The 22,353-nt window shown below is 58.7% G+C and carries 21 protein-coding genes and 2 tRNA genes; 8 read left to right on the plus strand and 15 right to left on the minus strand.

Annotated features, from left to right (window positions below; translation table 11 throughout):
- Window positions 1-26 precede the first annotated feature (26 nt).
- Window positions 27-2,339 carry a DNA translocase FtsK gene (locus G533_RS0107560; protein ID WP_027949431.1) on the minus strand — a complete coding sequence of 771 codons (2,313 nt, stop codon included), beginning with the start codon at window positions 2,337-2,339 and terminating at the stop codon, window positions 27-29.
- A 240-nt stretch (window positions 2,340-2,579) separates the two neighbouring features.
- Here G533_RS0107560 and trxB point away from each other — a divergent pair, with 240 nt between their 5' ends.
- The 4 genes from trxB (at window position 2,580) to G533_RS0107580 (ending at window position 5,781) form a co-directional block, all read left to right on the plus strand.
- Complete coding sequence (trxB, locus tag G533_RS0107565; RefSeq protein WP_027949432.1) at window positions 2,580-3,530, plus strand: thioredoxin-disulfide reductase; 951 nt, start codon at window positions 2,580-2,582, stop codon at window positions 3,528-3,530.
- Between the two features lie 4 nt (window positions 3,531-3,534).
- Window positions 3,535-4,251 carry a leucyl/phenylalanyl-tRNA--protein transferase gene (aat, locus tag G533_RS0107570; protein WP_035527042.1) on the plus strand — a complete coding sequence of 239 codons (717 nt, stop codon included), beginning with the start codon at window positions 3,535-3,537 and terminating at the stop codon, window positions 4,249-4,251.
- Window positions 4,248-4,967, plus strand: a complete 720-nt coding sequence (locus G533_RS0107575; protein ID WP_027949434.1) for an arginyltransferase — start codon at window positions 4,248-4,250, stop codon at window positions 4,965-4,967. The genes aat and G533_RS0107575 overlap by 4 nt, the downstream gene beginning before the upstream one ends.
- Before the next feature lie 115 nt (window positions 4,968-5,082).
- Window positions 5,083-5,781, plus strand: a complete 699-nt coding sequence (locus tag G533_RS0107580; protein WP_027949435.1) for a DUF8692 domain-containing protein — start codon at window positions 5,083-5,085, stop codon at window positions 5,779-5,781.
- Between the two features lie 21 nt (window positions 5,782-5,802).
- Here G533_RS0107580 and G533_RS0107585 read toward each other — a convergent pair whose 3' ends face one another.
- The 4 genes from G533_RS0107585 to G533_RS0107600 all read right to left on the minus strand — a co-directional run bounded on the left by G533_RS0107585 (window position 5,803) and on the right by G533_RS0107600 (window position 9,968).
- Entirely contained in the window at window positions 5,803-6,783 is a 981-nt protein-coding gene (locus G533_RS0107585; RefSeq protein ID WP_240472397.1) for an HAD family hydrolase, read from the minus strand.
- A 128-nt stretch (window positions 6,784-6,911) separates the two neighbouring features.
- On the minus strand, window positions 6,912-7,574 hold the full coding sequence (locus G533_RS25000) for a DVUA0089 family protein (RefSeq protein WP_051230091.1): 663 nt from the start codon (window positions 7,572-7,574) through the stop codon (window positions 6,912-6,914).
- 233 nt (window positions 7,575-7,807) lie between these two features.
- A complete protein-coding gene (locus tag G533_RS0107595) occupies window positions 7,808-8,920 on the minus strand; it encodes a zinc-binding dehydrogenase (RefSeq protein ID WP_205622580.1) in 1,113 nt (370 codons plus the stop codon).
- Between the two features lie 151 nt (window positions 8,921-9,071).
- The gene (locus G533_RS0107600; RefSeq protein ID WP_027949438.1) at window positions 9,072-9,968 is read right to left on the minus strand and encodes a LysR substrate-binding domain-containing protein; all 897 of its coding nucleotides are present in this window, start codon (window positions 9,966-9,968) and stop codon (window positions 9,072-9,074) included.
- A gap of 107 nt (window positions 9,969-10,075) precedes the next feature.
- Here G533_RS0107600 and G533_RS0107605 point away from each other — a divergent pair, with 107 nt between their 5' ends.
- Window positions 10,076-11,047: an aldo/keto reductase gene (locus G533_RS0107605; RefSeq protein ID WP_027949439.1), complete on the plus strand. Its 972-nt coding sequence runs from the start codon at window positions 10,076-10,078 to the stop codon at window positions 11,045-11,047.
- A gap of 9 nt (window positions 11,048-11,056) precedes the next feature.
- A complete protein-coding gene (locus tag G533_RS0107610; RefSeq protein ID WP_027949440.1) occupies window positions 11,057-12,682 on the plus strand; it encodes a GMC family oxidoreductase in 1,626 nt (541 codons plus the stop codon).
- Here the strand turns inward: G533_RS0107610 and G533_RS0107615 are convergent.
- Window positions 12,666-13,334 carry an SOS response-associated peptidase gene (locus G533_RS0107615; RefSeq protein WP_027949441.1) on the minus strand — a complete coding sequence of 223 codons (669 nt, stop codon included), beginning with the start codon at window positions 13,332-13,334 and terminating at the stop codon, window positions 12,666-12,668. The genes G533_RS0107610 and G533_RS0107615 overlap by 17 nt on opposite strands.
- A 228-nt stretch (window positions 13,335-13,562) precedes the next feature.
- Here G533_RS0107615 and G533_RS0107620 point away from each other — a divergent pair, with 228 nt between their 5' ends.
- Both G533_RS0107620 and G533_RS0107625 read left to right on the plus strand, forming a co-directional pair.
- Window positions 13,563-13,961 (plus strand): hypothetical protein, encoded by a 399-nt coding sequence (locus G533_RS0107620; RefSeq protein ID WP_144079822.1) that lies wholly within the window; start codon window positions 13,563-13,565, stop codon window positions 13,959-13,961.
- Window positions 13,962-14,091: 130 nt separating this feature from the next.
- Window positions 14,092-15,645, plus strand: coding sequence for a hypothetical protein (locus G533_RS0107625; RefSeq protein WP_144079823.1), 1,554 nt, complete (start codon window positions 14,092-14,094; stop codon window positions 15,643-15,645).
- Between the two features lie 168 nt (window positions 15,646-15,813).
- Here G533_RS0107625 and G533_RS0107630 read toward each other — a convergent pair whose 3' ends face one another.
- The 9 genes from G533_RS0107630 to G533_RS0107670 all read right to left on the minus strand — a co-directional run bounded on the left by G533_RS0107630 (window position 15,814) and on the right by G533_RS0107670 (window position 22,285).
- Window positions 15,814-16,662, minus strand: a complete 849-nt coding sequence (locus G533_RS0107630) for a hypothetical protein (RefSeq protein WP_027949444.1) — start codon at window positions 16,660-16,662, stop codon at window positions 15,814-15,816.
- A gap of 81 nt (window positions 16,663-16,743) precedes the next feature.
- Window positions 16,744-17,124 carry a type IIL restriction-modification enzyme MmeI gene (locus G533_RS25320; RefSeq protein ID WP_420835523.1) on the minus strand — a complete coding sequence of 127 codons (381 nt, stop codon included), beginning with the start codon at window positions 17,122-17,124 and terminating at the stop codon, window positions 16,744-16,746.
- A complete protein-coding gene (locus G533_RS21070) occupies window positions 17,030-17,848 on the minus strand; it encodes a tyrosine-type recombinase/integrase (protein ID WP_051230092.1) in 819 nt (272 codons plus the stop codon). The genes G533_RS25320 and G533_RS21070 overlap by 95 nt, the downstream gene beginning before the upstream one ends.
- A gap of 206 nt (window positions 17,849-18,054) precedes the next feature.
- Window positions 18,055-18,128: transfer RNA gene (locus G533_RS0107645), tRNA-Cys, on the minus strand.
- A 35-nt stretch (window positions 18,129-18,163) separates the two neighbouring features.
- A tRNA-Gly gene (locus tag G533_RS0107650) sits at window positions 18,164-18,239 on the minus strand.
- 172 nt (window positions 18,240-18,411) lie between these two features.
- Entirely contained in the window at window positions 18,412-18,966 is a 555-nt protein-coding gene (gene pgsA / locus G533_RS0107655) for a CDP-diacylglycerol--glycerol-3-phosphate 3-phosphatidyltransferase (RefSeq protein ID WP_027949446.1), read from the minus strand.
- Window positions 18,967-18,988: 22 nt separating this feature from the next.
- Window positions 18,989-20,815 carry an excinuclease ABC subunit UvrC gene (gene uvrC / locus G533_RS0107660; RefSeq protein WP_027949447.1) on the minus strand — a complete coding sequence of 609 codons (1,827 nt, stop codon included), beginning with the start codon at window positions 20,813-20,815 and terminating at the stop codon, window positions 18,989-18,991.
- Window positions 20,812-21,840, minus strand: a complete 1,029-nt coding sequence (gene murB, locus G533_RS0107665) for a UDP-N-acetylmuramate dehydrogenase (protein WP_027949448.1) — start codon at window positions 21,838-21,840, stop codon at window positions 20,812-20,814. Before murB ends, uvrC begins: the two co-directional genes overlap by 4 nt.
- On the minus strand, window positions 21,833-22,285 hold the full coding sequence (locus G533_RS0107670; RefSeq protein WP_240472398.1) for a low molecular weight protein-tyrosine-phosphatase: 453 nt from the start codon (window positions 22,283-22,285) through the stop codon (window positions 21,833-21,835). Before G533_RS0107670 ends, murB begins: the two co-directional genes overlap by 8 nt.
- Window positions 22,286-22,353 lie beyond the last annotated feature (68 nt).

The following is a 22,353-nucleotide window of genomic DNA, read 5'->3' on the forward strand; positions in this document are numbered from 1 at the left end:
TGCAATGTTGCGGGGAGCGCAGTGGGCTACTCAGGCGGCGGCGGTGCCAGCACTTCACGCTGCCCGTTGGTGCCCATTTCGCTGACCACTCCGGCCTGTTCCATGCTTTCGATGAGGCGCGCGGCGCGGTTGTAGCCGATACGTAATTTGCGCTGTACCGATGATATGGACGCACGCCGACTCTGGGTCACATAGTGTACGGCTTCATCATACAGGTTGTCGCTCTCTGGATCTTCGTCCCCGTTACTGGCCTGAAGTTCCCCGGCGGTCACCGGCGTGCTGCTGCCTTCATCCAGCAAGCCGTCGATATAGCGGGGCTCCCCGCGGCGCTTCCAGTCGGCCACTACGCGGTGTACCTCCTCGTCGGAACAGAAAGCGCCGTGTACACGTGTGGGCAGGCCCGAGCCGGGGGGCAGGTAGAGCATGTCGCCGTGGCCGAGCAATTGCTCTGCGCCACCCTGGTCCAGAATGGTCCGTGAGTCGATCTTGGAGGACACCTGAAAGGCGATACGGGTGGGAATGTTGGCCTTGATCAGGCCCGTAATGACATCGACCGAAGGTCGCTGTGTGGCGAGAATGAGGTGAATGCCCGCTGCCCTCGCCTTTTGCGCGATTCTCGCAATGAGCTCTTCCACTTTCTTGCCGACAATCATCATCATGTCAGCAAATTCGTCGATCACCACGACAATGGAAGGCAGACGCTCCAGCGCCGGCGCCTCTTGCTCCTCGTCAGTCAATGCCAGAATGGGGTCCGGCTTCCACAGCGGGTCGACGATAGGCGTTCCTTCCCGCTCGGCGTCAGCCAGCTTGCGATTGTAACCGGCCAGGTTGCGCACGCCGAGGTGTGCCATCAGCTTGTAACGGCGCTCCATTTCCGCCACACACCAACGCAGGCCGTTGGCAGCATCCTTCATGTCGGTGATCACCGGGGTCAGCAGGTGGGGAATGCCATCATAGACCGAAAGCTCAAGCATCTTCGGGTCCACCATGATCAGCCGCACATCGGCGGGGGTAGACTTGTAGAGCAGGCTGAGCAGCATGGCATTGACGCCCACCGACTTGCCGGAACCGGTGGTGCCTGCAACGAGGAGGTGCGGCATTTTACCCAGGTCCGCGACCACAGGTTCGCCGGAAATGTCGTGCCCCAGGGCCAGGGTCAGCGGCGAACGCGACTGGTCGAAGGCCCGCGATGACAGCACCTCGCGGAAGTTGACGATCTCCCGGTCTTCGTTGGGGATCTCAATGCCCACCACCGACTTGCCGGGAATCACTTCCACCACGCGCACACTGATCACCGCCAGCGACCGTGCGAGGTCCTTGGCGAGGTTGGAAATGCGCGAGACCTTGATGCCGGCAGCCGGTTGTATCTCGAAACGGGTGATTACCGGGCCAGGGTACACCGCCACCACCTCTGCACTGATACCGAAATCCGCAAGCTTGAGCTCAAGCAGGCGCGACATGGCCGCCAGCGCCTCTTCGGAAAAACCCTTGGTCGGGTCCTTCGTCTCCGCGTCGAGCAGGTTCAGGGCCGGCAGTTCGCCGGTGACCGGCGCGTCAAACAGCGGCTGCTGTTTTTCCTTTTCGGCGCGTTCGCTCTTTTCCGGGCGCGGCTTCAACGGCTTGATCTTCGGTGGCTTGCGCTGTTTGCTGCGTTCCACGTGCTCGTCTATCACCGCCTTGCGTGCCTCCAGCGCCTTTTCCCGCTGGCGCCGGTCGCGCAGTCTATCAATCGCGTTGACACACCAGAGCCGCACACGCTGTGCGCCGTTGAGTGTCCAGCGCCCGAGGCGCTCCATCAAACGCAGCCAGCTGACATCGGCGAAAATAGTCATGCCAAAAAGGAACACGGCGAGCAGGATCAAGCGGCTGCCGATGGCGCTGAAGGCAACGGTAAAGCCATCCCCGATCGCCTGCCCGAGAATGCCACCGGCACCCTGAGGCAGGCCAGAGCTGCCGGTATCGTTCATCGCTGCCAGCGCCGTGCCGGCAACCATGACCAGCACCAGGCCGAGGGCCCGAATACCGAAAGTCACCCAGTCGAAAGCCTGCTGGCGATGGCGCTGCAGCAGAATCACAAGCGCTCGATAGGCCAGTAGCAGGGGCAGAAGGTAGGCGGCAAACCCCACAAGCGAGAAGGCCACATCAGCCACCCATGCGCCAGTGGGGCCACCTGCGTTGAGTATTCGTGTGCCGGAACCGGTTGCCGACCACCCGGGATCGCTGGGACTGTAGGTGACGAGCGCCAGCAAGACGTAGAGGCAAGCCGCACTGACGCCAATAAATGCGCCCTCACGCAACCGCGGGCCCAGAACGCTGTGCTGACCGGATTTCTCAGGCACGCTTGAATTTCCCCTCACTGGCGTGGAAAAGTGCCTTTCCACGGGCGACAATATTCCGCAATTGTGCTTTATTTTATGATTATATTCAAATACTTATAAGAACAAATTAGAAACGGTCTCGCCTTTGCCGCGGCGCGGCCTTTACATTACCATACGCTGCCCCGGTCAACGCCGGGCAACTCCAGCACGCCTGCGTGCGCGCCGGGCCATATTTAACACCAGCAACCGGGAAATCACCACATGAGCGACGTTCAACATCACCCTCTGATCATTCTCGGTTCCGGCCCGGCAGGCTACACGGCAGCGGTGTACGCGGCGCGCGCGAATTTGAAGCCGGTCGTGATCACGGGTATGCAGCAGGGCGGCCAGCTCACCACCACGACCGAGGTGGAAAACTGGCCCGGTGGACACGCCGAGCTGCAGGGCCCCGAGTTGATGCAGCAAATGCAGGCCCACGTTGAGCGCTTTGAAACCGCCGTGGTGTTCGACCACATCGAGAAGGTCGACCTGTCCAGCCGGCCCTTCCAACTGGAGGGTAGCAGCCGCTACAGCTGTGACGCCCTGATTATCGCCACCGGCGCATCGGCACAATACCTGGGCCTGCCCAGTGAGGCGGCCTTTATGGGCAAGGGCGTTAGCGCCTGCGCCACCTGCGATGGCTTTTTCTATCGCAACCAGAAAGTCGCGGTCATCGGCGGCGGCAATACGGCGGTCGAAGAGGCCCTGTACCTGGCCAACATAGCTTCCGAGGTGGTGCTGGTGCACCGCCGCGACAGCCTGCGCGCAGAGAAGGTGTTGCAGGATCGCTTGTTCAAGCGCGCCGAGGAAGGCAAAGTGCGCCTGCTCTGGAACCATACCCTCGACGAAGTGCTGGGTGACAGCAGCGGCGTAACGGGTATGCGGGTTAGGTCGACCGGAGACGGCGCAACCAGCGACCATGACCTCGCCGGTGTCTTCATTGCCATCGGTCACAAGCCGAACACGGATATATTCCAGGGCCAGCTGGACATGAAGGATGGCTATATCATCCTCCGCAGTGGCACCGAGGGCAACGCCACGGCCACCTCCGTTCCCGGCGTGTTCGCCGCCGGCGACGTGGGCGATCATATTTATCGCCAGGCAATTACCTCGGCCGGGTTTGGCTGCATGGCGGCGCTGGACGCCGAGAAATACCTGGATAACCTCGGCTAACAGCATGCCGGGGATCGCCCGTTTGGCGCCCGGTGACGATTTTCCGCCTACCCGGTACGCCCTCTCCTACCCCAACGGCCTGCTGGCCGCTGGCGGTGGACTGTCCCCTGAACGTCTGGTGGCGGCTTACCGCCGGGGTATCTTCCCCTGGTATGAACCGCCGCAGCCAGTGCTCTGGTGGACGCCGGACCCACGCTCGGTGCTGTATCTCAACGAGCTACATATATCCCGTTCTCTACGCAAAACACTGCGCGTGGCGCCCTTGCAGCTCAGCGTTGACCGACGCTTCGCCTCGGTAATGGAAGCCTGCGCGGCACCCCGGCGCGACAGCGACGGCACCTGGATCAGCGAGGACATGTTGCAGGCTTACCAGGCGTTGCACCGGCGCGGCATCGCCCACTCGGTAGAGGTACTCAATGGCAACGGCGACCTGGTGGGTGGGCTCTACGGCGTGGCACAAGGGCGCGTATTCTTTGGCGAATCGATGTTCTCCCGCGTACCGAGTGCCTCTCGTATAGCGCTGGTTGCTCTTGTCCATCTGCTGCGCCGCGCCGGTTTTCTGCTGGTCGATTGCCAGATAGAGAGCGAACACATGAACAGAATGGGGGCACGCAATATCAGCAGGCTGGACTTTGAGGCAGAGCTTGCCCAAACTGTAGACAAGCGTATTGAACCGTCCATCTGGGTGCTGCCGACCCACTGCGGAGACCTGCTGCCGTGACCTCATCCCTGCGGGATCTCAAGGTATATACCACCTACCCCCATAGCTGCAGCTACCTGAAAGACCAGGAAGCCACCACCCTGTTCATCGATCCGCGGCAGGACATGGACCAGTTGCTGTATAGCCGGCTTTCGCAGATGGGCTTCCGCCGCAGTGGCAATCATATTTATCGGCCGCACTGCGGGCGCTGCAACGCCTGCATTCCGGCACGCATTCCGGTGAATGCGTTTGCGCCTAACCGTGCGCAACGGCGTACCTGGCGCCGCAATGCCGATATCCGCGTGGAGCTCAGCGAGCACATCCGCGATGAGGCGGCCTACGACCTCTACTACCGTTATATAGAGCAGCGCCACGCCGACGGCGATATGTATCCGCCCGATCGGGAGCAGTACGAATCCTTCCTCAATGACGCTTGGGATTGCACGCGCTACTACCGTTTCTTTGCCGATGAACGCTTGCTGGGTATTGCCGTTGTGGATGTGCTGACCGATGGCCTCTCTGCTATCTACACCTTCTTCGACCCCGAGGAAGACAAACGCAGCCTCGGCAGTTATGCCATCCTCTGGCAGATTGAGCAGGCCCGCACGCTGGGCCTGGACTATCTGTATCTTGGCTACTGGATTCGTAACTGCACTAAAATGGCCTATAAAACAGCTTACCAGCCGCTTGAGCTTTATCTCGAGAGCCAGTGGCAGCTGCCGGACGAACCGGCCTGAAACGTACCGTATAGCTGCAACCTGCGGTGTTTTGCGGTTGCGCGGGATCACCCCGGCAATCTGCGAACCCCAACCCGCACTTCCCACTCGCTTTTTAACTGAAAGGCATCGTTACGTGTATATTGAAATATCTCCCCTCAGGACACTGCTGGTTCTGCTGGTCACGATTCTCTTTCTGGTTGTCGCCAGTAGCCTGGGCGTCGCATGGTTTATCGTTAATGCGCCGATTCGGGAAATTCCCGTGTGGATCAATCTTTTCAACCTAAACCTTGAAGCGAATATCCCGACGTTGTTTTCCTCCCTGCAGTTGCTTTTGGCAGCCGTTCTGCTCGCCGGAATTGCGTATGGCCATCGCAAGCAACAGGAATCATTTCTTCTGTGGTACGTTCTGGCGACAATTTTTGTCTTTCTGGCTATCGATGAAACTGCAGCGTTGCACGAAAATCTGACCGTGTATGTCAGAACCACGTTAGGCACATCCGGCTATTTTTATTACGCATGGGTTATTCCCTATGGAATCATTGCCGCCTTGGTAGCCGGCCTGTTCGCCAGATTCCTGATCCGATTGCCCCGACGCAGCGGGCTATATTTTGCCGGCTCGGGAACGCTATATCTGGCGGGAGCGCTGGGAGTGGAAATGCTGGGGGGGAAGTACATCTCCTCTCCCGGAGCCGAGGAGCTCACTTACACCATTATCTACACGCTTGAGGAGTCTTTGGAGATGGTGGGGATTGCTTTTTTTATATACGCGCTTCTGGATTATGTCACCCGGGAATTCGTTCAGCTGAACTACTCTATAAGACACGGGAGCTAGGCGCTACGCGTGCCTTCTCGACTACTCTGGAAACACCACCTTCCAGTCCGCTTTCATATCGATGACCGTCCAACCCTTGGTGCGTGCCTCGTCAAGTCCCTGATCCAGCCGGCCAATGCTCGACTCGCGATCATAGGCCCACTCACGCTCGGCATCCGTGTGATGCAGGTAGAGCATCAGGCGCGGCCCGGCCCCCGCAGCGGTGTACTGCAGCATCTGCAGGTCGCCATCGGAATTGCCGGACGCCAATAGGGGGCGCCTGCCAATGTGCGAGTTGATACCCACCGGTTTGCCCGCCTTGTCATCGACGAAATCAATCTCCGGCAGGCGCACCAGAACCGGTTGGCCATCGCGCAGTTCAAAGCGGGTCTTTATGCTGCTGCCAACAACCTGTTCGGGCGGTATGCCGTATACAGATTCGACCCAGGGGCGCATGAATTCGATGCCGCCTCCAGAGACGATAAAGGTCTTAAATTCGTTCATGCGCAGGTAATCGAGCAACTCCAGCATGGGCTGGTAGACCATGTCGATATACCGTCTGTCGGTTGTCGGGTGGCGCGCCGTGGCGACCCATTCCCGCACGATGGCAGCGAACTCATCGGTAGTCATGCCGGCGTGCGTTGCCATAACGATATCGTTGACTGCCGCCATGCCGCCGGCATGCACAACCTCGAGGTCTCCTTTCAGCAAGGCGGCAAACGGCTCCTCGGTTTGCCATTCGGGGTGTTGCGGTGCAAGCGCCCGAATGCGGTCAGCAGCGAAGAACAACTGGAAATACGCAGGCTGCTCGGCCCAAAGGTTGCCGTCATTGTCGAAGGTGGCGATACGCTCTGCGGGCGGCACGTAGTCCTCCGATCCTTCTTGCGTGACCTGCGTAACGAACGCGACGATGGCCTGTTTGGCGGCCGTGTCGTTCCAGGACGGCAGTGGATCGTGTTGCTGCGCAACGACACCATGGGAGCCGAGCAGTAAGGTGATAATCGCAAAGAGTGTTACTGGCAAAGAGCGCTTCATAAGATTGGCCGGCAATGGTGACGGGAGATACCCCCGATCCTGCCTTCACACGGGCCAGAAGGCAACAAGTCATTAAATAGCCCTCATTGAGAGGGCTTGAGGTTCGCGCAACCGATCTACGCTTTCTTGCTTCGGTTCCTCCAGCCCAGTCCCGCTAAACCGAGGCCGAAAAGTGCCAGAGTGGCTGGCGCAGGAACGGGAGCCGGGGCAGGCCCAGGCCCGGAGGCCGTATCGACGTTCAGAATATGGAACTCCCACGCCCCTGTTCGGGGGTCCGAGTCGTCCCACACACCATTGAAAAGCGCTTGTGTCGCGCCACCGAAATTTTCATCAAATGTAAAATTGGGGTTGCCGTCACGCTCGAAGCCGTCTGCAAGCGAAGTGCTGACTGCGAAATTGTCGTACTGCGTAATACTTGCTTGGTAACTGCCTGCCACAAGAAACTGAGTGAAGTAAGAGTCCCATGTGCCATGGTTGTAGGTCACGCCATTCGACTCTGTGCTGCCGACGACTTCTCCGTCGTCTTGTTCTTCAATCAGGTTCCCACTGGAATCCCAGATCGCCAGTATGGGGTCAAAACCGTTTCCCTCGTCCGGCGAGAGCCAGGAGGAAGAAAATATCGTGACGGTACTGTCACTGGCGACTGAGAAGTCCAGTAAGACCACATCGTTGTCATTCGTGAAGGTTCCACTGAAATCAAAATCCATGGGAGCAGCGGTTGATGTGATGGAAAGCGATGCGCAACTCAAAAACGCGCTTGCCAGGATAATTCTCTTCATGTTGGGCTCCTGCTAATTAACGTGTAACGCACTTGCTACAAAGTAAAGCAAAGTTCGTACCTGGCTAAAAAAAAGATATAAGAATCATAGTGATAGTGGATTTACAGCCGCGCCGCTCAATGCGCGGTGTAAGGAAAACCGACAGTCCCGCGGTTTGTATGCCGCGTGTGCGCCACGCTTTTCGTCACACCGTGCGGCATGCCGGGAGAAGTGAGTCGCACTACCGAGGTCGCTCAGTCTGGCGCCGGAAACGTCACCACCGTGCGCAGGCTCTCACCCCTGCGCATCAATTCGAAGCCATCGTTGATGCGCGGCAGTGGCAGACGGTGGCTGACCAGACTGGCCAAATCCAGCCGCCCCTCGAGATAGTCCTGCAGCAGCAAAGGCAACTGGCTGCGGGTCTTGACGTTGCCGAGGAAGGAGCCCATCAGTGAGCGCCCCAGGAACAGGCTTTCGGGCGGTATCGGCAGGTTCTCGCCCTGCGGTGGCATGCCCACGATCACGGCGACACCGCCGCCGGGGTGAACCATCTCCAACGCCTGACCACCCAGACGGGTGTTACCGACACACTCGAAGCTGTAGTCAGCGCCGCCCCCCGTCATCTCGCAAATGACAGACACCAGATCACCTTCGAGGCCCCGTGGGTCTATAAAGTCGGTGGCGCCAAAGCGATGCGCCGCTTCCGCCCGTTCGGGATTAGTGTCGACCCCGATGATCCGGCTGGCGCCCACCATCCGCGCCCCCTGCACTACATTCAGGCCAACCCCACCCAGACCGAGCACGACGACGACGCTGCCAGTTTCCACTTGTGCGGTATACAGCACGGCGCCCACGCCAGTGGCCACGCAACAGCCTACCGTGCAGGCCAGGTCGAATGGCACCTCGCGGGGAATGCGGGCTACGTTCATCTCCTTCACCACTACGTGATTGGCGAAAGTGCCCAGGCTGGCATAGGCCGCAATCGTCTCTCCGTCCAGAGAGAAGGGAGACTCAGCCCGGCCCATGCTGGCGTAGAAGTGCTCGCAGAGATTGGTTTTGCCGCCGCAGCAGGCTGCACACTCCCCACACTCCGGAATGGACAGTGGCACCACGTGGTCCCCCGGCGCCACGCTGGTGACGGCACTGCCGCAGGCCACCACCACGCCGGCACCTTCGTGTCCCGGCACCACAGGGAAGGGAAATGGCGCGTTACTACCGTCAATCTGCAGCAGGTCGGAGTGGCAGAGGCCGGTAGCGCGAATTTCCACCAGCACCTCGTCCGGCAGAGGGTCCCTTAGCACCAGACGTTCCAGAGTCAACGGCTCACCGGGAACGCGGCACACCGCCGCGCGCGTAATCATTGGCATGCTCTGTACTCCCAGATGCGCTTATTTACCTGCGTAGCATACGCTTGTAGAAGACATTCAATTAACACGCCGCAACAGAACACGCTGTTCGTCCAAGCCTAACAATCGCCTGTCACCCACTAAGGGCTTTTTTGCGGGAACAGTTTCGACTTCACGCGCGCCAGCGCTTGATGAAGTCGAGGAGCTGACGCAGGGCCTGGGGCATGTGCCGTGTGCGCAGGTAGTAGATATAAAACGGTGGCAGGGTCACCGTCCAGTCCGTCAGGAGAGAAACAAGGTTGCCCGCACTGAGATGCGCCTCGACGTCCGGTTCCAGGAGGTAACCAATGCCTTCGCCAGCCAGCAACGCCTCAAGCGACAGGGCCTCGTCGTCCACCACCAGGTTGCCGGAGGGCTGAAAGTCAAAACGGCGCTTCCCGCGCTGGAAGCGCCAGGGAAAAACCGTGCCGCTCTGGGTGTGACGCATGCGCAGGCAGTTGTGACTGCGAAGGTCCTCAGGGCTTTCCGGCCGACCGTATTGCTGAAGATAGGCCGGGGCTGCCACCACATGCAGGGGCCATTCGCCTGTCAGGGGAAGCGCGATCATGTCTTTTTCCAGCAAATGTCCAACCCGCACCCCCGCATCGTAGTGACTCTCGACAATATTGCTGATGCCATCATCCACCGTGATGTCCACTTCGATACGGGGGTACTCGCGATGAAAATCCACAGCCAGCCTGGCTAGCACGAGTCGAGCCGCCGCCCGCGAGCACACAAGCCTCACCTGCCCACGATCGCCCTCCCCCAGATCCGCCACCGCCTCCACTGCGCGGCCCAGTTCCGCCAACAGGGGCTGTAATTGCGCCCGCAGCTGCTCGCCCCCTCCGGTCAGGCTCACGCTGCGTGTGGTACGGTTGAACAGCTGCACGCCCAGGCGGTCTTCCAGATTGCTGACGGTCTGGCTCAGGGTGGACGGCGCCAGGCCCAGGTGCGCAGCCGCGCGCCGGAAATTGCAGCGCTCGGCCACCGCCAAAAAGGCCTCGAGTTGTGCGTATTCCGCGCCCTTCATTGTTTTGCCTCGCCGAACATGTCATTCGCATTATGCGGGATTATCAGCCGTGTTGCAGTTGCCTACACTGTTCAACACCGTCGTACACGATGCAGGAGATATGCGGCATGCAAAAATTGGCACTTCCCGGAACCCCGCTACAGGTCAGTCAGCTTTGCCTGGGCACCAATCAATTCGGCACCGCCTTGAACGATCAGCAGGCGGGCGCGATCCTTGACGCCTTTGCCGCTTGCGGTGGCAATTTCATCGATACCGCGCGCTCCTACGGCGACTGGATTCCCGATGCCCCTCGCGGCGCCAGCGAACAGTGCCTCGGTCGACTGCTGCAGGAGCGCGACCGGCAACAGTGGGTGCTCGCCACCAAGGGTTGCGAATTTGACTACCGCGCCGGTGATTTCGCCCTGCGGGTCAGCCCGGAGCACCTGCGGGAAGACCTGGCCAACAGCCTGGAAGCCCTGCAGACCGACTACATCGACCTGTACTGGCTGCACCGGGACGACCCCTCGCAGCCGGTCGGCACTGTCGTCGACGCCCTGGTCGCCGAGCAGAAGGCGGGTCGCATTCGCTACTTTGGCTGCTCCAACTGGAGCCCTGAGCGTATTCAGGAGGCGCAGAACTACGCACGCAGTATCGGGCACGCTGGTTTCGTGGCCTGCCAGCCCATGTGGGGCCTGGCGGAACCCGATCGGCAAGCCATGCAAATGTACTCCCCCGGGGGCTACTACGACGACGGCTATCAAGCCCTGCACGGCGAAGGCCTGACCATGATTCCCTACTCCAGCCAGAGCCGCGGCTTTTTTTACAAGCTGGCCACTGGCGGCGAGGACAGCCTGCCCGACAACCTGCGTGCACTCTATTTGAACGATGCCAACCGTAATCGCCTGCCGGTGCTGCAGCGACTGGCTCAGGCACGTGGCGTTAGCATCAACCAGATTGCACTGGCCTACCTGCTCTCCCAGCCCCACACCACCGTGCCGATCATCGGCGCCAGCCGACCGGAACAGCTGGCGGACTCCGACGGTGCCTGTCGGGTGACCCTGAGCCAGGCTGAGCTCGACGCACTGCACCAGGGTAAGTAGCTCCCCGACATGGCAACACGGGACTACGATTACATCATTGTCGGCGGCGGCTCCGCCGGCTGCGTACTGGCCGCACGCCTCAGCGAAGCCTCGGATACCAGCGTGTTGTTGCTGGAGGCCGGCGGCCGGGACCGCAATCCCCTGCTGCGCGCCCCCGGGGCATTGCTGCCGATCATGCTCTCTGGCGCCTGGGCCTGGCCCTACCTGTCTCAGCCGCAGGAACACCTGGACAACCGCAGCCTGTACACGCCACGCGGCAAGGTTCTTGGCGGCTCCAGTAGTATCAACGGGATGGTTTATGATCGCGGCGTGCCCGCGGATTACGATGACTGGGCTGCCCAGGGCTGTGATGGCTGGTCCTGGGCCGAGGTTCTGCCCTATTTCCGTCGGGCGGAGCACTTTCACCCGGCACAGAATGAGTGGCACGGCCACGATGGCCCTATACAGGTGACTCGTCCCGGTGTCCGCCACCCCTTCGCCCTGGCGTTTATCGAAGCCGGCCAGCAGGCTGGTTACCCCTACAATGACGACACCAACGGTGCCGTGCGGGAAGGCTTCGGCCCTACCGATGTCACCGTCGACAGGGGCAAACGCTGCAGTGCCAGTCGCGCCTACCTCGCACCGGTGAAGGCGCGCGCCAATCTGACCATCCTCACGGATGCGCTGGTGGAAAAAGTCCTGGTTGAGCAAGGTCGGGCAAGCGGAGTGCAGGTGCGGCATCGGGGCCAGGTAGCAGCGTTCAGTGCGAGGCGGGAAGTTATTATCAGTGCCGGCGCGATCGCCTCGCCGCAATTGCTGATGCTCTCGGGCATTGGACCCGCTGAACATCTGCGAGAGCATGGCATTGAGCCCGTGCTCGACTTGCAGGGAGTAGGCCAGAATCTGCAGGACCACCTCGCAGCCACCGTGAAGTTCACCTCACCGGCGAAAATTTCGCTGTTCAAGTACCTCAGTCCGTTACGGGGCGCGCTGGCTCTCGCCCGCTATACCCTGCTGCGTACAGGCCCGCTGGCGGACCCCGGCATGGAGGCTGTCGCGTACCTGAAATCGGACCCCTCTCTCGCGGACCCGGACATAAAACTATTGCTGCTGCTTGCGCTCTACCGCAACCACGGCCGCGAGCTGATTCCCCAGCACGGTTTCGGTGTGCACATCAATGTCGTCAAGCCCGATAGCTGCGGCTCCCTGCGGCTGGCCAGCGCCGACCCGGCGGCACCGCCGCTGATCGACCAGAACTACCTGGCCAGCGAACGTGACCGCGACACCCTGCGCAGGGGTATTCGTCTGGCGCGGGAGATCTTCAGCCAGCCTGCCTTTGATCGCTGGCGCGGGCACGAACTCGACCCCGGTGTTGACGTGCAGAGCGACGCCGAGATCGACCGCTATATTCGCGAACAGGCGGACGCCGACTACCACGCCTGCGGCACCTGCAGAATGGGCACTGGCGAAATGGCGGTGGTAGACCCGCAACTGCGCCTGCGCGGCATCGATGGGCTGCGAGTGGTTGATGCCTCGGTCATGCCGCGGCTGGTCAGCGGCAACACCAACATGCCGGTCATCATGGTCGCAGAGAAAGCGGCGGATCTCATCGCTGGTAAAACAAACACAGAGGCGCAGCCTAGGCCTTCAAGATAACCGAGTCATTGATGGGCTCGAACAGCTCAGGATCTTTTTCTGTAGACCTGCCCACAGCCTTGCTGACTGGGTACAGCCTCAGGTTGTATTTGAGTACAGGCGCCAGGATAGGGTCGTCGGGGTCGATAGGCTTGGTATTGTCCAACCAGCGAGCACGCTCCTGCTGCGCTAGCATCACCGGCATTCTGTTGTGCCAGGGCCGGAAGGTATCAGCAGCCTGAGTGGTAACCAGCGTGCAGGACAAAAACGGCGCCTCACTGCCGTGCCAAACGTCCCAGAGTGCGGCTACGGCGATGGCTTGCTCGTCATTGGTGATAACCCACGGCTGCTTCTGGCCGCTCTCCGCCCGCCATTCGATGAAGTTCGACATGGGCACAATGCCACGCTGTGATCGAAACGGCTTCCTGAAGGCTGGACTGCTTGCCAGCGACTCCGCACGGGCGTTAAACATGCTGTATTTCGTATCGACCCCTTTCGCCCAGGAAGGTACCAGCCACCAGCGCGCAAAATCGGCATGACCTTCGTGAAGCAGCAACACATCTTCGGTCGGCGCAACGTTGTAGCGCGGCGCTGGGAGCGTGAGGCCAATGTTCAGCTCATCCAGAAGTCCCTGGAGACCAGGCAGGTGAGTGATGTTGAAGCGGCCGCACATGCCAGCACCTTAGTATAGATCCCGCGAAGCCGCCAGAAGCCATGGTGCGCAGTGCATGAGGCTGTCTTTAGGTTTTTGCAGGCATAGCAATGCCCCGGCGTGATGCCGAAGTACGCTATTCAATAGGGAGATGGAGGCTCGGGTCGGCAATGCCGGGCAAGCCTAGTGTTTGCTCCTACGCACTAGTAGAACTATCCTGCTGACAATTCATAGTTGAGCATGGACGCCGTGAAACTCGCCATACAGATTGCCGCCGGGATACTCATCGCAGCCTTCGTCCTGATCGGGATTGGCATGGGCTTTACCTACGCTTCCCTGAAAGCGGCAGAGGAGCACTTAGAACAGTTGGCCCAAGAACAGAGTGCCAAAACTGAGGCCCGCCGTCAGGCACAAGCTGCCGAAACTGAGAGCAAACGCCAAGCCCAGTTGGTTCTTAAAGAAAATGAGCGGCGCCGGAAATCTGAGCAACGGGCAAGGGCCGAGATCGACCGACAACGCCAAATAGCCTTCGAACGGCAGTATGACGCTCCTGAGGGCTGCGAGAACCCGAGTTCAGAACGCCAATTCATTGAGTGTGCCAATGATAAAATACGCGCCAGGCGAGAATTCCTGGAAAAAACACCATGAAGGCCCAGCAGTGAAATTGATGGTCTGTTTTAACTAATCCTCCCGAAGCTGATCGAGTTCAATCGGTAAATCGGACTTCCGACGATTTGTAGACACTAGTTGCCCTGAGCGGCCCCAAAGGTAAATGCACATGCCTAGAAAACGAGCAGATGAGTTTCTAAGTGCAACTAAAACTGCTCTGAGGGAGAGAGTGAATGGGTTCTGCTCTAACCCTTCCTGCAGGAAGCTGACCCTCGGCCCTAAAGGACTCGAGGGCGTGAACCGAATTGGCCAGGCTGCCCACATTCGTGGGGCCGCTCCTGGAAGTGCCCGATACGATAAGAATATGTCATCTCCGGAGAGACGCCACTTCGATAATGGAATCTGGTTATGCAACTTGTGTGCAAAAAAAATTGATAACGATGAAGACAAGTACCCAGTGAAACTGCTTGTTGAATGGAAAAAAACCACTGAGCAGTATATACAAGATAACGCGGGTAAAAGCTTTCCTAGTGAATCTGAGGCTATCCAAACGCTCACTCAGGGCCTGACCGGCTATCCCAGAAAGTACCTCCCAGATGCGATCGCCAGAATTCACAAGGTATCAGACGAAAGCCTCTCAGACTTAGACCCCAGGTTCTGGGCACGAACTTCATTCGGGAACGGCCAGTCAAGGATTCAACTTGGAGCAAACGAGAACATTCATTTTTCCATCAAAGTCCAAGGCGAAAGTATTGCGGAATTTGCGTCTAAAATGACTCGCCTACAAGAGCATGGCACACCACTGATCATGCGAACTGACGACATCCGATTAGAGGGCTCCGAGTTATTTGATCTGCTTCTTAACGATCAGTCGGGTGAACTGAAAATATCAAGCGACGAGATAGGCGCCATCCAGAAAATCTGGCTAACCGACCCAGTTTCAGGTACTCGTGAGTCATTCGATGATATACATGGACGTATTACGGCCGGCACTAGTAGTTTCACATTCCACGGAAGAGGTTGTGGAGGTATTCTGGAGCTTGAGTATCGAAAGTCTTTCTACAATGAAGCTGAGGAAGTAACCATCACTATCGGCTTAGACACCCAATCTTGGGAGCGGACCCTGCTTGAGGACTTAAGCTACCTCGAAAAATTAGTAGGGTTTTTCGGTGCTCTATCTAAAGGAGGAGAACTGACTACTCAACTGGAAGTCGGTGGCGTAAAAATATTCGCATCCTCGCCGACCCGACTCGATGATTGGGGGTGGGCGATCGATACTGACTATAAATTGAAGTACCTCTACCATTGTGGAATCTTGTCCAGGAGATTTGGTCAGGGCATCCGTTACAGACCTGACATTGAATTCACTGCCGCAGATTACAACTACATACTAAAAATTTCTAGGATGATCCGAGAAGAAGGGAAGAGCTTATCGGAAACCAACTGGACATTGAGTTCTGATTCAACGATCGGTGACGATAGATCCATTTTCTTAGAACTTGAAAACGACAACACCGGCCGCGCCCTAAAAATCATGGAACCACCAACAGTAATAACTATGCTCGAGCAAAGCTGCGAAATACCTGAACTAACTATCTACATATCGTCGGCTGTTCCAACTATTGAGAGAGATGTTTCAAGCATGAGCGTAGGCGAAAGATTCTCAATCAATTGGCAACCAACAGCTAAATCTCAAATTATGTACTCTTTTAGTACTCCCTGATTAATTGCAATGTTCACTCATAATGGATCCAGTCCCGAGAACAAGTTAACCCCTTGCGCCAAGACCCCTTTAAGTAGATCACGTCAGTGCTCGGTGCGAACACGAGTCTGTATCGCCCTCGTCGAGGCATGCTCGAAGTTGGTCATTAACCTCGGGGCCGAGGTCATCTCATGTACCGTCAGGTTTCGAAAAATCTTTTGCAGCTCCATCATCGACATAGTAACGCTGCTTAGCGTAGACGTATTGCCTCGCGCCTTGATCAATTCCCGGCATAATGTCTTCCACCTCATTCTCCCATGAGTCAATTTCACTGAGCGGGTCATCAGTCCAGCTGTTTTGAGCTATGAATTCATATACTGCCACTACCGCTTGCAGGGGCAAATGATGAAGTTCTGGCTCCGGGTTGATGATGTTCAGCCCCATCCAACCTGCTGTTGTGGTGCTGTCAGTTCGAACAAATGCTTCGAAGAATGATTTTTCTCCCTCGGCAATGCCCTCCCAAGAGACATCACCGAGGAAGAAACCGGGAGGGAGACACTGTGATGCGAGACCATCCGGGGTATCGCATTGAAGCATGTTAAACAACTCGTATCTTGTCCTAGCAATCTCAATAATCATCGCATTCTTCGTGTGCTGGGTAACTATACTCTCAGCGAGCTCCTGCGATTTCATAAGCAATCTGGCAGCATGCAGCCAATTGATACGGTCGTTATTGGGTCCTTGCAGTAGCTTTACTACTTGATCGAGTCCCGCTGACGCAGCCTCGAATGCCATATCATCAAATTTACGTTGTCGCTCCTGTTCTTGACTGTATGAATCTCTTTGATATGTAAGCAGCGCCAGTATAATGCCGATGCCAATCAATAGTCCCGGAAGAATGTCCACCCTATCTTTCGATAAATGCGGTAAACGAGGAGGCGCAAAAACTTCCCATCCAATAGCGCCTATGGTGAGCACTGCAGAGCCAACAACTGTCCACCAGACAAATCTATTCACCATGCTTTGCAATCCTGTCATACGAGTTTTCCCACATTTCCAGCTTAATGCATCCAGATTTTGAGGAATGAAAATTCAATCAAGCCGGTCACACGAGAGACACTATTTCCGCCTACTGACCTTTGACTTATTGGCAGGTAGCAAGCTGGTGTATTTCTGGTACAGCTCAAACAAAAATGCCACTCTTTCCGCCTCGGTAGAGAACCTGCGCTTGCCGTAGGCGGCGTCAACACCGCGATCGAGCACCCGATGGGCATGGAGTAAGTCTGCAGGCATGACCAATGGATCAAAGAGGTCAGCCAGGCTGCTGTCCGAGTAATTGGCTCGGGCATCTAGCGTGGCCTGAGCCGCCATCTCGACAGCAGAGAATCTCTTTTCGTCTGGGTTTTCAGGCCAGGGAAAGTTGTTGTAGACAATGTTGGCAGAATAGCGATAGTCGCTCTTGATACGACCACAAACTGCTCTCATCCAGGGGTTGTGCATAATTGAAGTGGGGCGACAGCAACAAGGCCGCTTTCACCACCGGGGTTCCTTCGAAGCTATCCATTGCCACCAGCAAGCGGCCCACCTGGGCTGGGTCAGTAATGGCGGCCCTGTGGATCTTCTGGCGCGGCTTGAGCGCCCCCTTCAGGTCGCTGCTGGGATCCCGCTGAGCGCGGCCGGTCACCACCGCATAGCGGAATATCTGCCCGGCTATCTGGCGGGCACGGTGCGCTGAATCGAGGGTGCCGTTGGCCTCCGCCTTCTTCAAGGCCGCTAGCAGCTCCTGGGGACTGATGTCGCCAACGGGGCGACTGCCCAGCCAAGGGGTCAGGTAGTTGGCGATGATGCTGTCGTTACGTTTTTTCGTAGTCTCGGCCTTGTCGGCAAGCCGGACCTCTACCCATTCCTGGGCCAGTGCCTCGAAGCTTTCAGCGGCAGCCAGGTGGCGGCTCAGTTTCTCCACCTTCCGAACTGCTCCCGGATCGATACCGCCGTCCAGCTTGTCCCTGGCCTCCCGGTGCTTATTCCGGGCGTCTTTGAGCGATCGTTCGGAGAACACGCCGACTGCGAGCGTCTTCCTCTTGCCGGCGTAGCGATAGTCGTACCGCCAGTACCTGCGACCATTTGGCTGCACGAGGAGATAGAGCCCTCCCCCGTCAGCCAGCTTGTAAGCCGTATCTTGGGGTTTCGCCTGCTCGACCTGCTTTGCCGTCAGCTTTTCCATGTAGCCCCCTCTTGACGGTATTTTTTCGCTGGCAACCAAGCATACCGTCAGTTATACCGTCAAAATTGTCGGTATCTACGTCAACACCAAATGACGTAATGGGACTCAGTATTACAGGCGAAATTCCGCAAAGCTAGTGTTTATGGGGGTTTTCAGGCATAGCAATGCCCCGGCGTGATGCCGAAGTACGCTATTCAATAGGGAGATGGAGGCTCGGGTCGGAATCGAACCGGCGTTGACGGATTTGCAATCCGCTGCATAACCACTCTGCCACCGAGCCTTGATCGTTTCTGTACCAGACAGTACAGAAGGGGTTGGAGCGGGAAACCGGGTTCGAACCGGCGACCTCAACCTTGGCAAGGTTGCGCTCTACCAACTGAGCTATTCCCGCTTTACTGCTTCATCCCTGGTCGCCGGAACCTTTTAGGCTGCGCGCCCCGCCTCAACCATGGCAAGGTTGCGCTCTACCAACTGAGCTGTTCCCGCGTCTCAAGTGACCCGGGGGTCGCGTGAGGGCGCCTATTCTAGGGCCTGTAACGTTCCTGTCAAGAACATTGCGGGGCTCAGTGCCCCTTCATCACCTCCACTGCGGCGCGCAGGTAAATCACCATGGACCAGAGGGTGAGCACAGCGGCGGCATACAGCATGAGGTAGCACAGCGCCTGCAGCCAATTCTCGTGCACTACCGGGTCAATCGCCAGCAGGCCGATAATGGCAATCATCTGAAAGGCCGTTTTCACTTTGCCAATATAGGACACAGCCACTGAGGTGCGCTGCCCCAGTTCCGCCATCCACTCACGCAATGCGGACACCACAATCTCGCGACCAATGATAACGCTGGCAGCCAGGGTGAGCAGGATCGTGTTGTGCCGCTCCACCAGTAGCACCAGGGCCACGGCGACCATCAATTTGTCGGCTACCGGGTCCAGGAACGCGCCGAACTTGGTCATCTGCCCCAGGCGCCGCGCCAGATAGCCGTCCAACCAGTCTGTCACCGCCGCCACAGTGAATACGCCCGCCGCGACGAGGAGATGGTGCTGAAACGGCAGGTAGAACACCACCACCAGCACCGGGATGAGGAAAATACGCATCAGGGTCAGCGCGTTGGGTATATTGATACTCAAAAGGACGTTTGCTCCATTACTGGCCAGTGCCATGCAAGTGATCGTATATCTGTTGCGCGAGGGTCGCACTAATTCCATTGATTTTTTTCAGCTCGTCGACGTTGGCATTGGCCACACCGCTGGCGCTGCCAAAGTGGCGCAGCAGCTCGCGGCGACGTTTTGCCCCCACGCCGGGGATACCCTCCAGCGAAGACCGTTGCCGCGCCTTGTCCCTGCGCGCGCGGTGCCCGGTAATGGCAAAACGGTGTGCCTCGTCCCGAATCGACTGTATCAGGTGCAGGGCCGGGCTATCGCCGCGCAACTGCTGCTCAGCACCGGTGTTCCCGCGGATCAGCGTCTCGAAGCCGGCTTTGCGGGTCACCCCTTTCGCAACCCCGACGACCTCGATGGTGTTCAACTGTAGCGATTCAAGCACCTGCAAGGCCTGCGCGACCTGGCCCTTGCCACCGTCGATGAACAGGATATCGGGCAGACTCGCCTCGCCCTCTTTCAGGCGTTTGTAGCGCCGCTCCAGAGCCTGCTGCATGGCGGCATAGTCATCGCCCCCGGTAATCCCCTCGATATTGAAGCGCCGATAGTCCGCTTTGCGCGGCCCGTTCTGATCGAATACCACACAGGAGGCAACCGTTGCCTCCCCGGAGCTATGGCTGATATCAAAGCATTCCATGCGCTCTGGTAGTGCGGGCAGGCTGAGCAGCTCCTGCAGCGCCTGCAGTCGCTCCAGTGTGGATTGCCGGCCTGCCAGGTGTGACTGCAGGTTGGTTACCGCAGTTTGGCGGGCCAGCTGCAACCACCGGGCGCGAGCGTCGCGGACGCTGGCGCGAATGCGCACCTTTCGGCCAGCCTGCTGGGTGAGCGCCGCCGCCAAGGCATCACTGTCTTCAGGCAGCTCGGTGACAATGATCTCACCCGGGATGGGGCGTCCGCCCGCCAGGTAGAACTGCGGCAGAAATGCCGCCAGCACTTCGGCACCTGTTTCGTCCAACTTGAGCGGCGGATACCAGGTTTTGCTGCCTAGAACCTGGGCGTTACGCACAAACAGCACTTGAACACAGGCGCGCCCGCCCTCCACCGCCGCGGCAAGAATGTCGAGCTCCCCGCTGGCGCCTTCAATGCCCTGGCTCGCCTGCACATGCTGTAGCTGGCTTATCTGATCTCTATATACCGCAGCTTTTTCATACTCCAGCGCGGCGGCGGCCTGCTCCATGTCATCCGCCAAACGCACCAGTAGCTCCTGCGACTTGCCACCGAGGAACAGCGCGGTGTTCTGCACCTGCTCGGCATAGTCTTCGGCAGAGACCAGGTTGACGCAGGGCGCGGTGCAACGATCGATCTGGTGCTGCAGGCAGGGCCGCGAGCGGTTGCGAAAGAAGCTGTCCTCACACTGGCGCACGCGGAACACCTTTTGCAGAAAATGCAGCGACTCGCGCACCGCGGAAGCCGATGGGTAAGGGCCGAAGTAACTGCCTTTGCGTCGCTTGCGCCCGCGATGCATGCTCAGGCGGGGAAACTCGTCTTCGCTCGACAGGAATATATAGGGGTAGGATTTATCGTCTCGCAGCAGGATATTGTAGGGCGGTCGGTGACTCTTGATCAGGTTGTGCTCAAGCAGCAGCGCGTCCACTTCCGTTGAGGTCACGGTCACCTGAATATCGTGTATGCGCGCGACCAGCGCCATGGTCTTGGTGGTCAGGCCACTGGCGCGGAAATAGCTGCTGACGCGTGCGCGCAGGTTGCGCGCCTTGCCGACATACAGCAGTTCGCCATTGGCATCGTACATCTGGTACACACCAGGGCGCGTCGTGAGCTGCTTGAGAAAGCTCTCTGCGTCGAAGGTGCTCACCGAACCTCCCCATACACGCGCGGCTCAAGCTCCAGCTGAACGCCAAACCGTTGCAGCACCGACACCTGAATTTCCTTCGCCAGCGCCAATAACGTCGGAGCGGCGTCCGCCCCGTAATTCACCAACACCAACGCGTGCCCGGGATGCACACCGACCGCACCCGCACGGTGGCCCTTCCAGCCTGTCTGCTCGATCAACCAGGCCGCCGCCAATTTACAGCTGTCATCGCTGGCAGGAAAAACAGGCAAGTCTGGATACTGGCGACGTAGAGTCTCGGCCAACCCGCGCGGCACAATGGGATTCTTGAAGAAGCTGCCCGCATTGGGCTCGCTAGCTGGATCAGGCAAGCGCGCCCGACGCAATGCCACAACCGTATCGAACACCTGCTGCGGTGTTGCGCTGTCGGTGCAACCGGCCCGCTTCAATGCGTCTGCCAGTGCCGGGTAGCTGGTATTGACTGTTGGTGTTCTTGCCAGTTGTAAATCCACCTGGGTGATGACGACACTGTCCACAAGGCGTTGTTTGAACACACTGTCACGGTAGCCGAACTCGCATTCGGCGCCGCTGAGCTTCAGGTAGCTGCCGTCGTTGATGCGCCTGGCGTGCACCGCCACAACGAAAGACGCCAATTCACTGCCATAGGCACCGATGTTCTGAATGGGGGCCGCACCCACCGTGCCTGGAATCAGGGCCAGATTTTCCAGGCCGTAATATCCGCTGGTAAGCGACCAGACCACGAGGGCGTGCCAGCTCTCTCCAGCACCCACGCGCAGCGTGACGTACTCCCCGTTGTCTTCAACTACTTCCCGGCCAGGCACCTGCACCAGCAGCGCCAATGCGCGCAAGCGCGGCTGTAGCACAACGTTGCTGCCCTCCCCCAGTGGTAACACCGGCAGGGCTCTCGCGCGTGCCCAGGCCAGTGCCTCATTGACCTCGGTCAGCGAGCGTACGCTGTGCACGGCGGTTGCCTGGGAACACAGGCGCAAGCTGTTGGCTGGCTGTCCCGGCGGGTATTGCTCAGTCATGCTGTAGCATCGTTGCCAGGAGGCCCTCGCTGGCCGCCTCGACCAGCTCCAGCACGCGCACGAATCCGTCCCCCGCACCATAGTACGGATCGGGCACCTCGCGCTCGGCCACTTCAGCGGCGAAATCCAGGAAGAGTCCGAAGTGCCCGGCGTAGTCCAGGGGCGCTTCGCGGCGTACGTTGTCGAGGTTGGATTCGTCCATCGCCAGTATGTAGTCGAAGGAGTAGAAATCTTCCCAGCAAAGCTGGCGCGCGCGCAACGGCTCCAGCGAGTAACCGCGCCGGCGGGCGGCCGCAACGCTGCGCGCGTCAGGCGCTTTGCCAATGTGCCACTCGGCCGTGCCGCAGGAGTCGGCCTCAATGCGGTGCTCAAGCCCACGAGAGGCAACGAGGTGGCGAAACACCCCTTCCGCTGTGGGCGAGCGACAGATATTGCCCAGACACACAAATAGCACCCGTTGGGGTGTGGCCGGCCGAGGTGCGGCCGGCTTAGGTGCGGCCGGCTTAGGTGTGG

The organism is Haliea salexigens DSM 19537 (assembly GCF_000423125.1).
GTDB lineage: Bacteria > Pseudomonadota > Gammaproteobacteria > Pseudomonadales > Halieaceae > Haliea > Haliea salexigens.

Coding starts and splice junctions, on each gene's coding strand:
- G533_RS25000 (WP_051230091.1), bottom strand. CDS start 7,574: ATGAAGAGAATTATCCTGGCAAGCGCGTTTTTGAGTTGCGCATCGCTT.
- trxB (WP_027949432.1), top strand. CDS start 2,580: ATGAGCGACGTTCAACATCACCCTCTGATCATTCTCGGTTCCGGCCCG.
- G533_RS0107630 (WP_027949444.1), bottom strand. CDS start 16,662: ATGACAGGATTGCAAAGCATGGTGAATAGATTTGTCTGGTGGACAGTT.
- G533_RS0107605 (WP_027949439.1), top strand. CDS start 10,076: ATGCAAAAATTGGCACTTCCCGGAACCCCGCTACAGGTCAGTCAGCTT.
- G533_RS0107615 (WP_027949441.1), bottom strand. CDS start 13,334: ATGTGCGGCCGCTTCAACATCACTCACCTGCCTGGTCTCCAGGGACTT.
- G533_RS0107595 (WP_205622580.1), bottom strand. CDS start 8,920: ATGCCAATGATTACGCGCGCGGCGGTGTGCCGCGTTCCCGGTGAGCCG.
- G533_RS0107600 (WP_027949438.1), bottom strand. CDS start 9,968: ATGAAGGGCGCGGAATACGCACAACTCGAGGCCTTTTTGGCGGTGGCC.
- G533_RS0107610 (WP_027949440.1), top strand. CDS start 11,057: ATGGCAACACGGGACTACGATTACATCATTGTCGGCGGCGGCTCCGCC.
- aat (WP_035527042.1), top strand. CDS start 3,535: ATGCCGGGGATCGCCCGTTTGGCGCCCGGTGACGATTTTCCGCCTACC.
- G533_RS0107625 (WP_144079823.1), top strand. CDS start 14,092: ATGCCTAGAAAACGAGCAGATGAGTTTCTAAGTGCAACTAAAACTGCT.
- G533_RS21070 (WP_051230092.1), bottom strand. CDS start 17,848: ATGGAAAAGCTGACGGCAAAGCAGGTCGAGCAGGCGAAACCCCAAGAT.
- murB (WP_027949448.1), bottom strand. CDS start 21,840: ATGACTGAGCAATACCCGCCGGGACAGCCAGCCAACAGCTTGCGCCTG.
- G533_RS25320 (WP_420835523.1), bottom strand. CDS start 17,124: ATGCACAACCCCTGGATGAGAGCAGTTTGTGGTCGTATCAAGAGCGAC.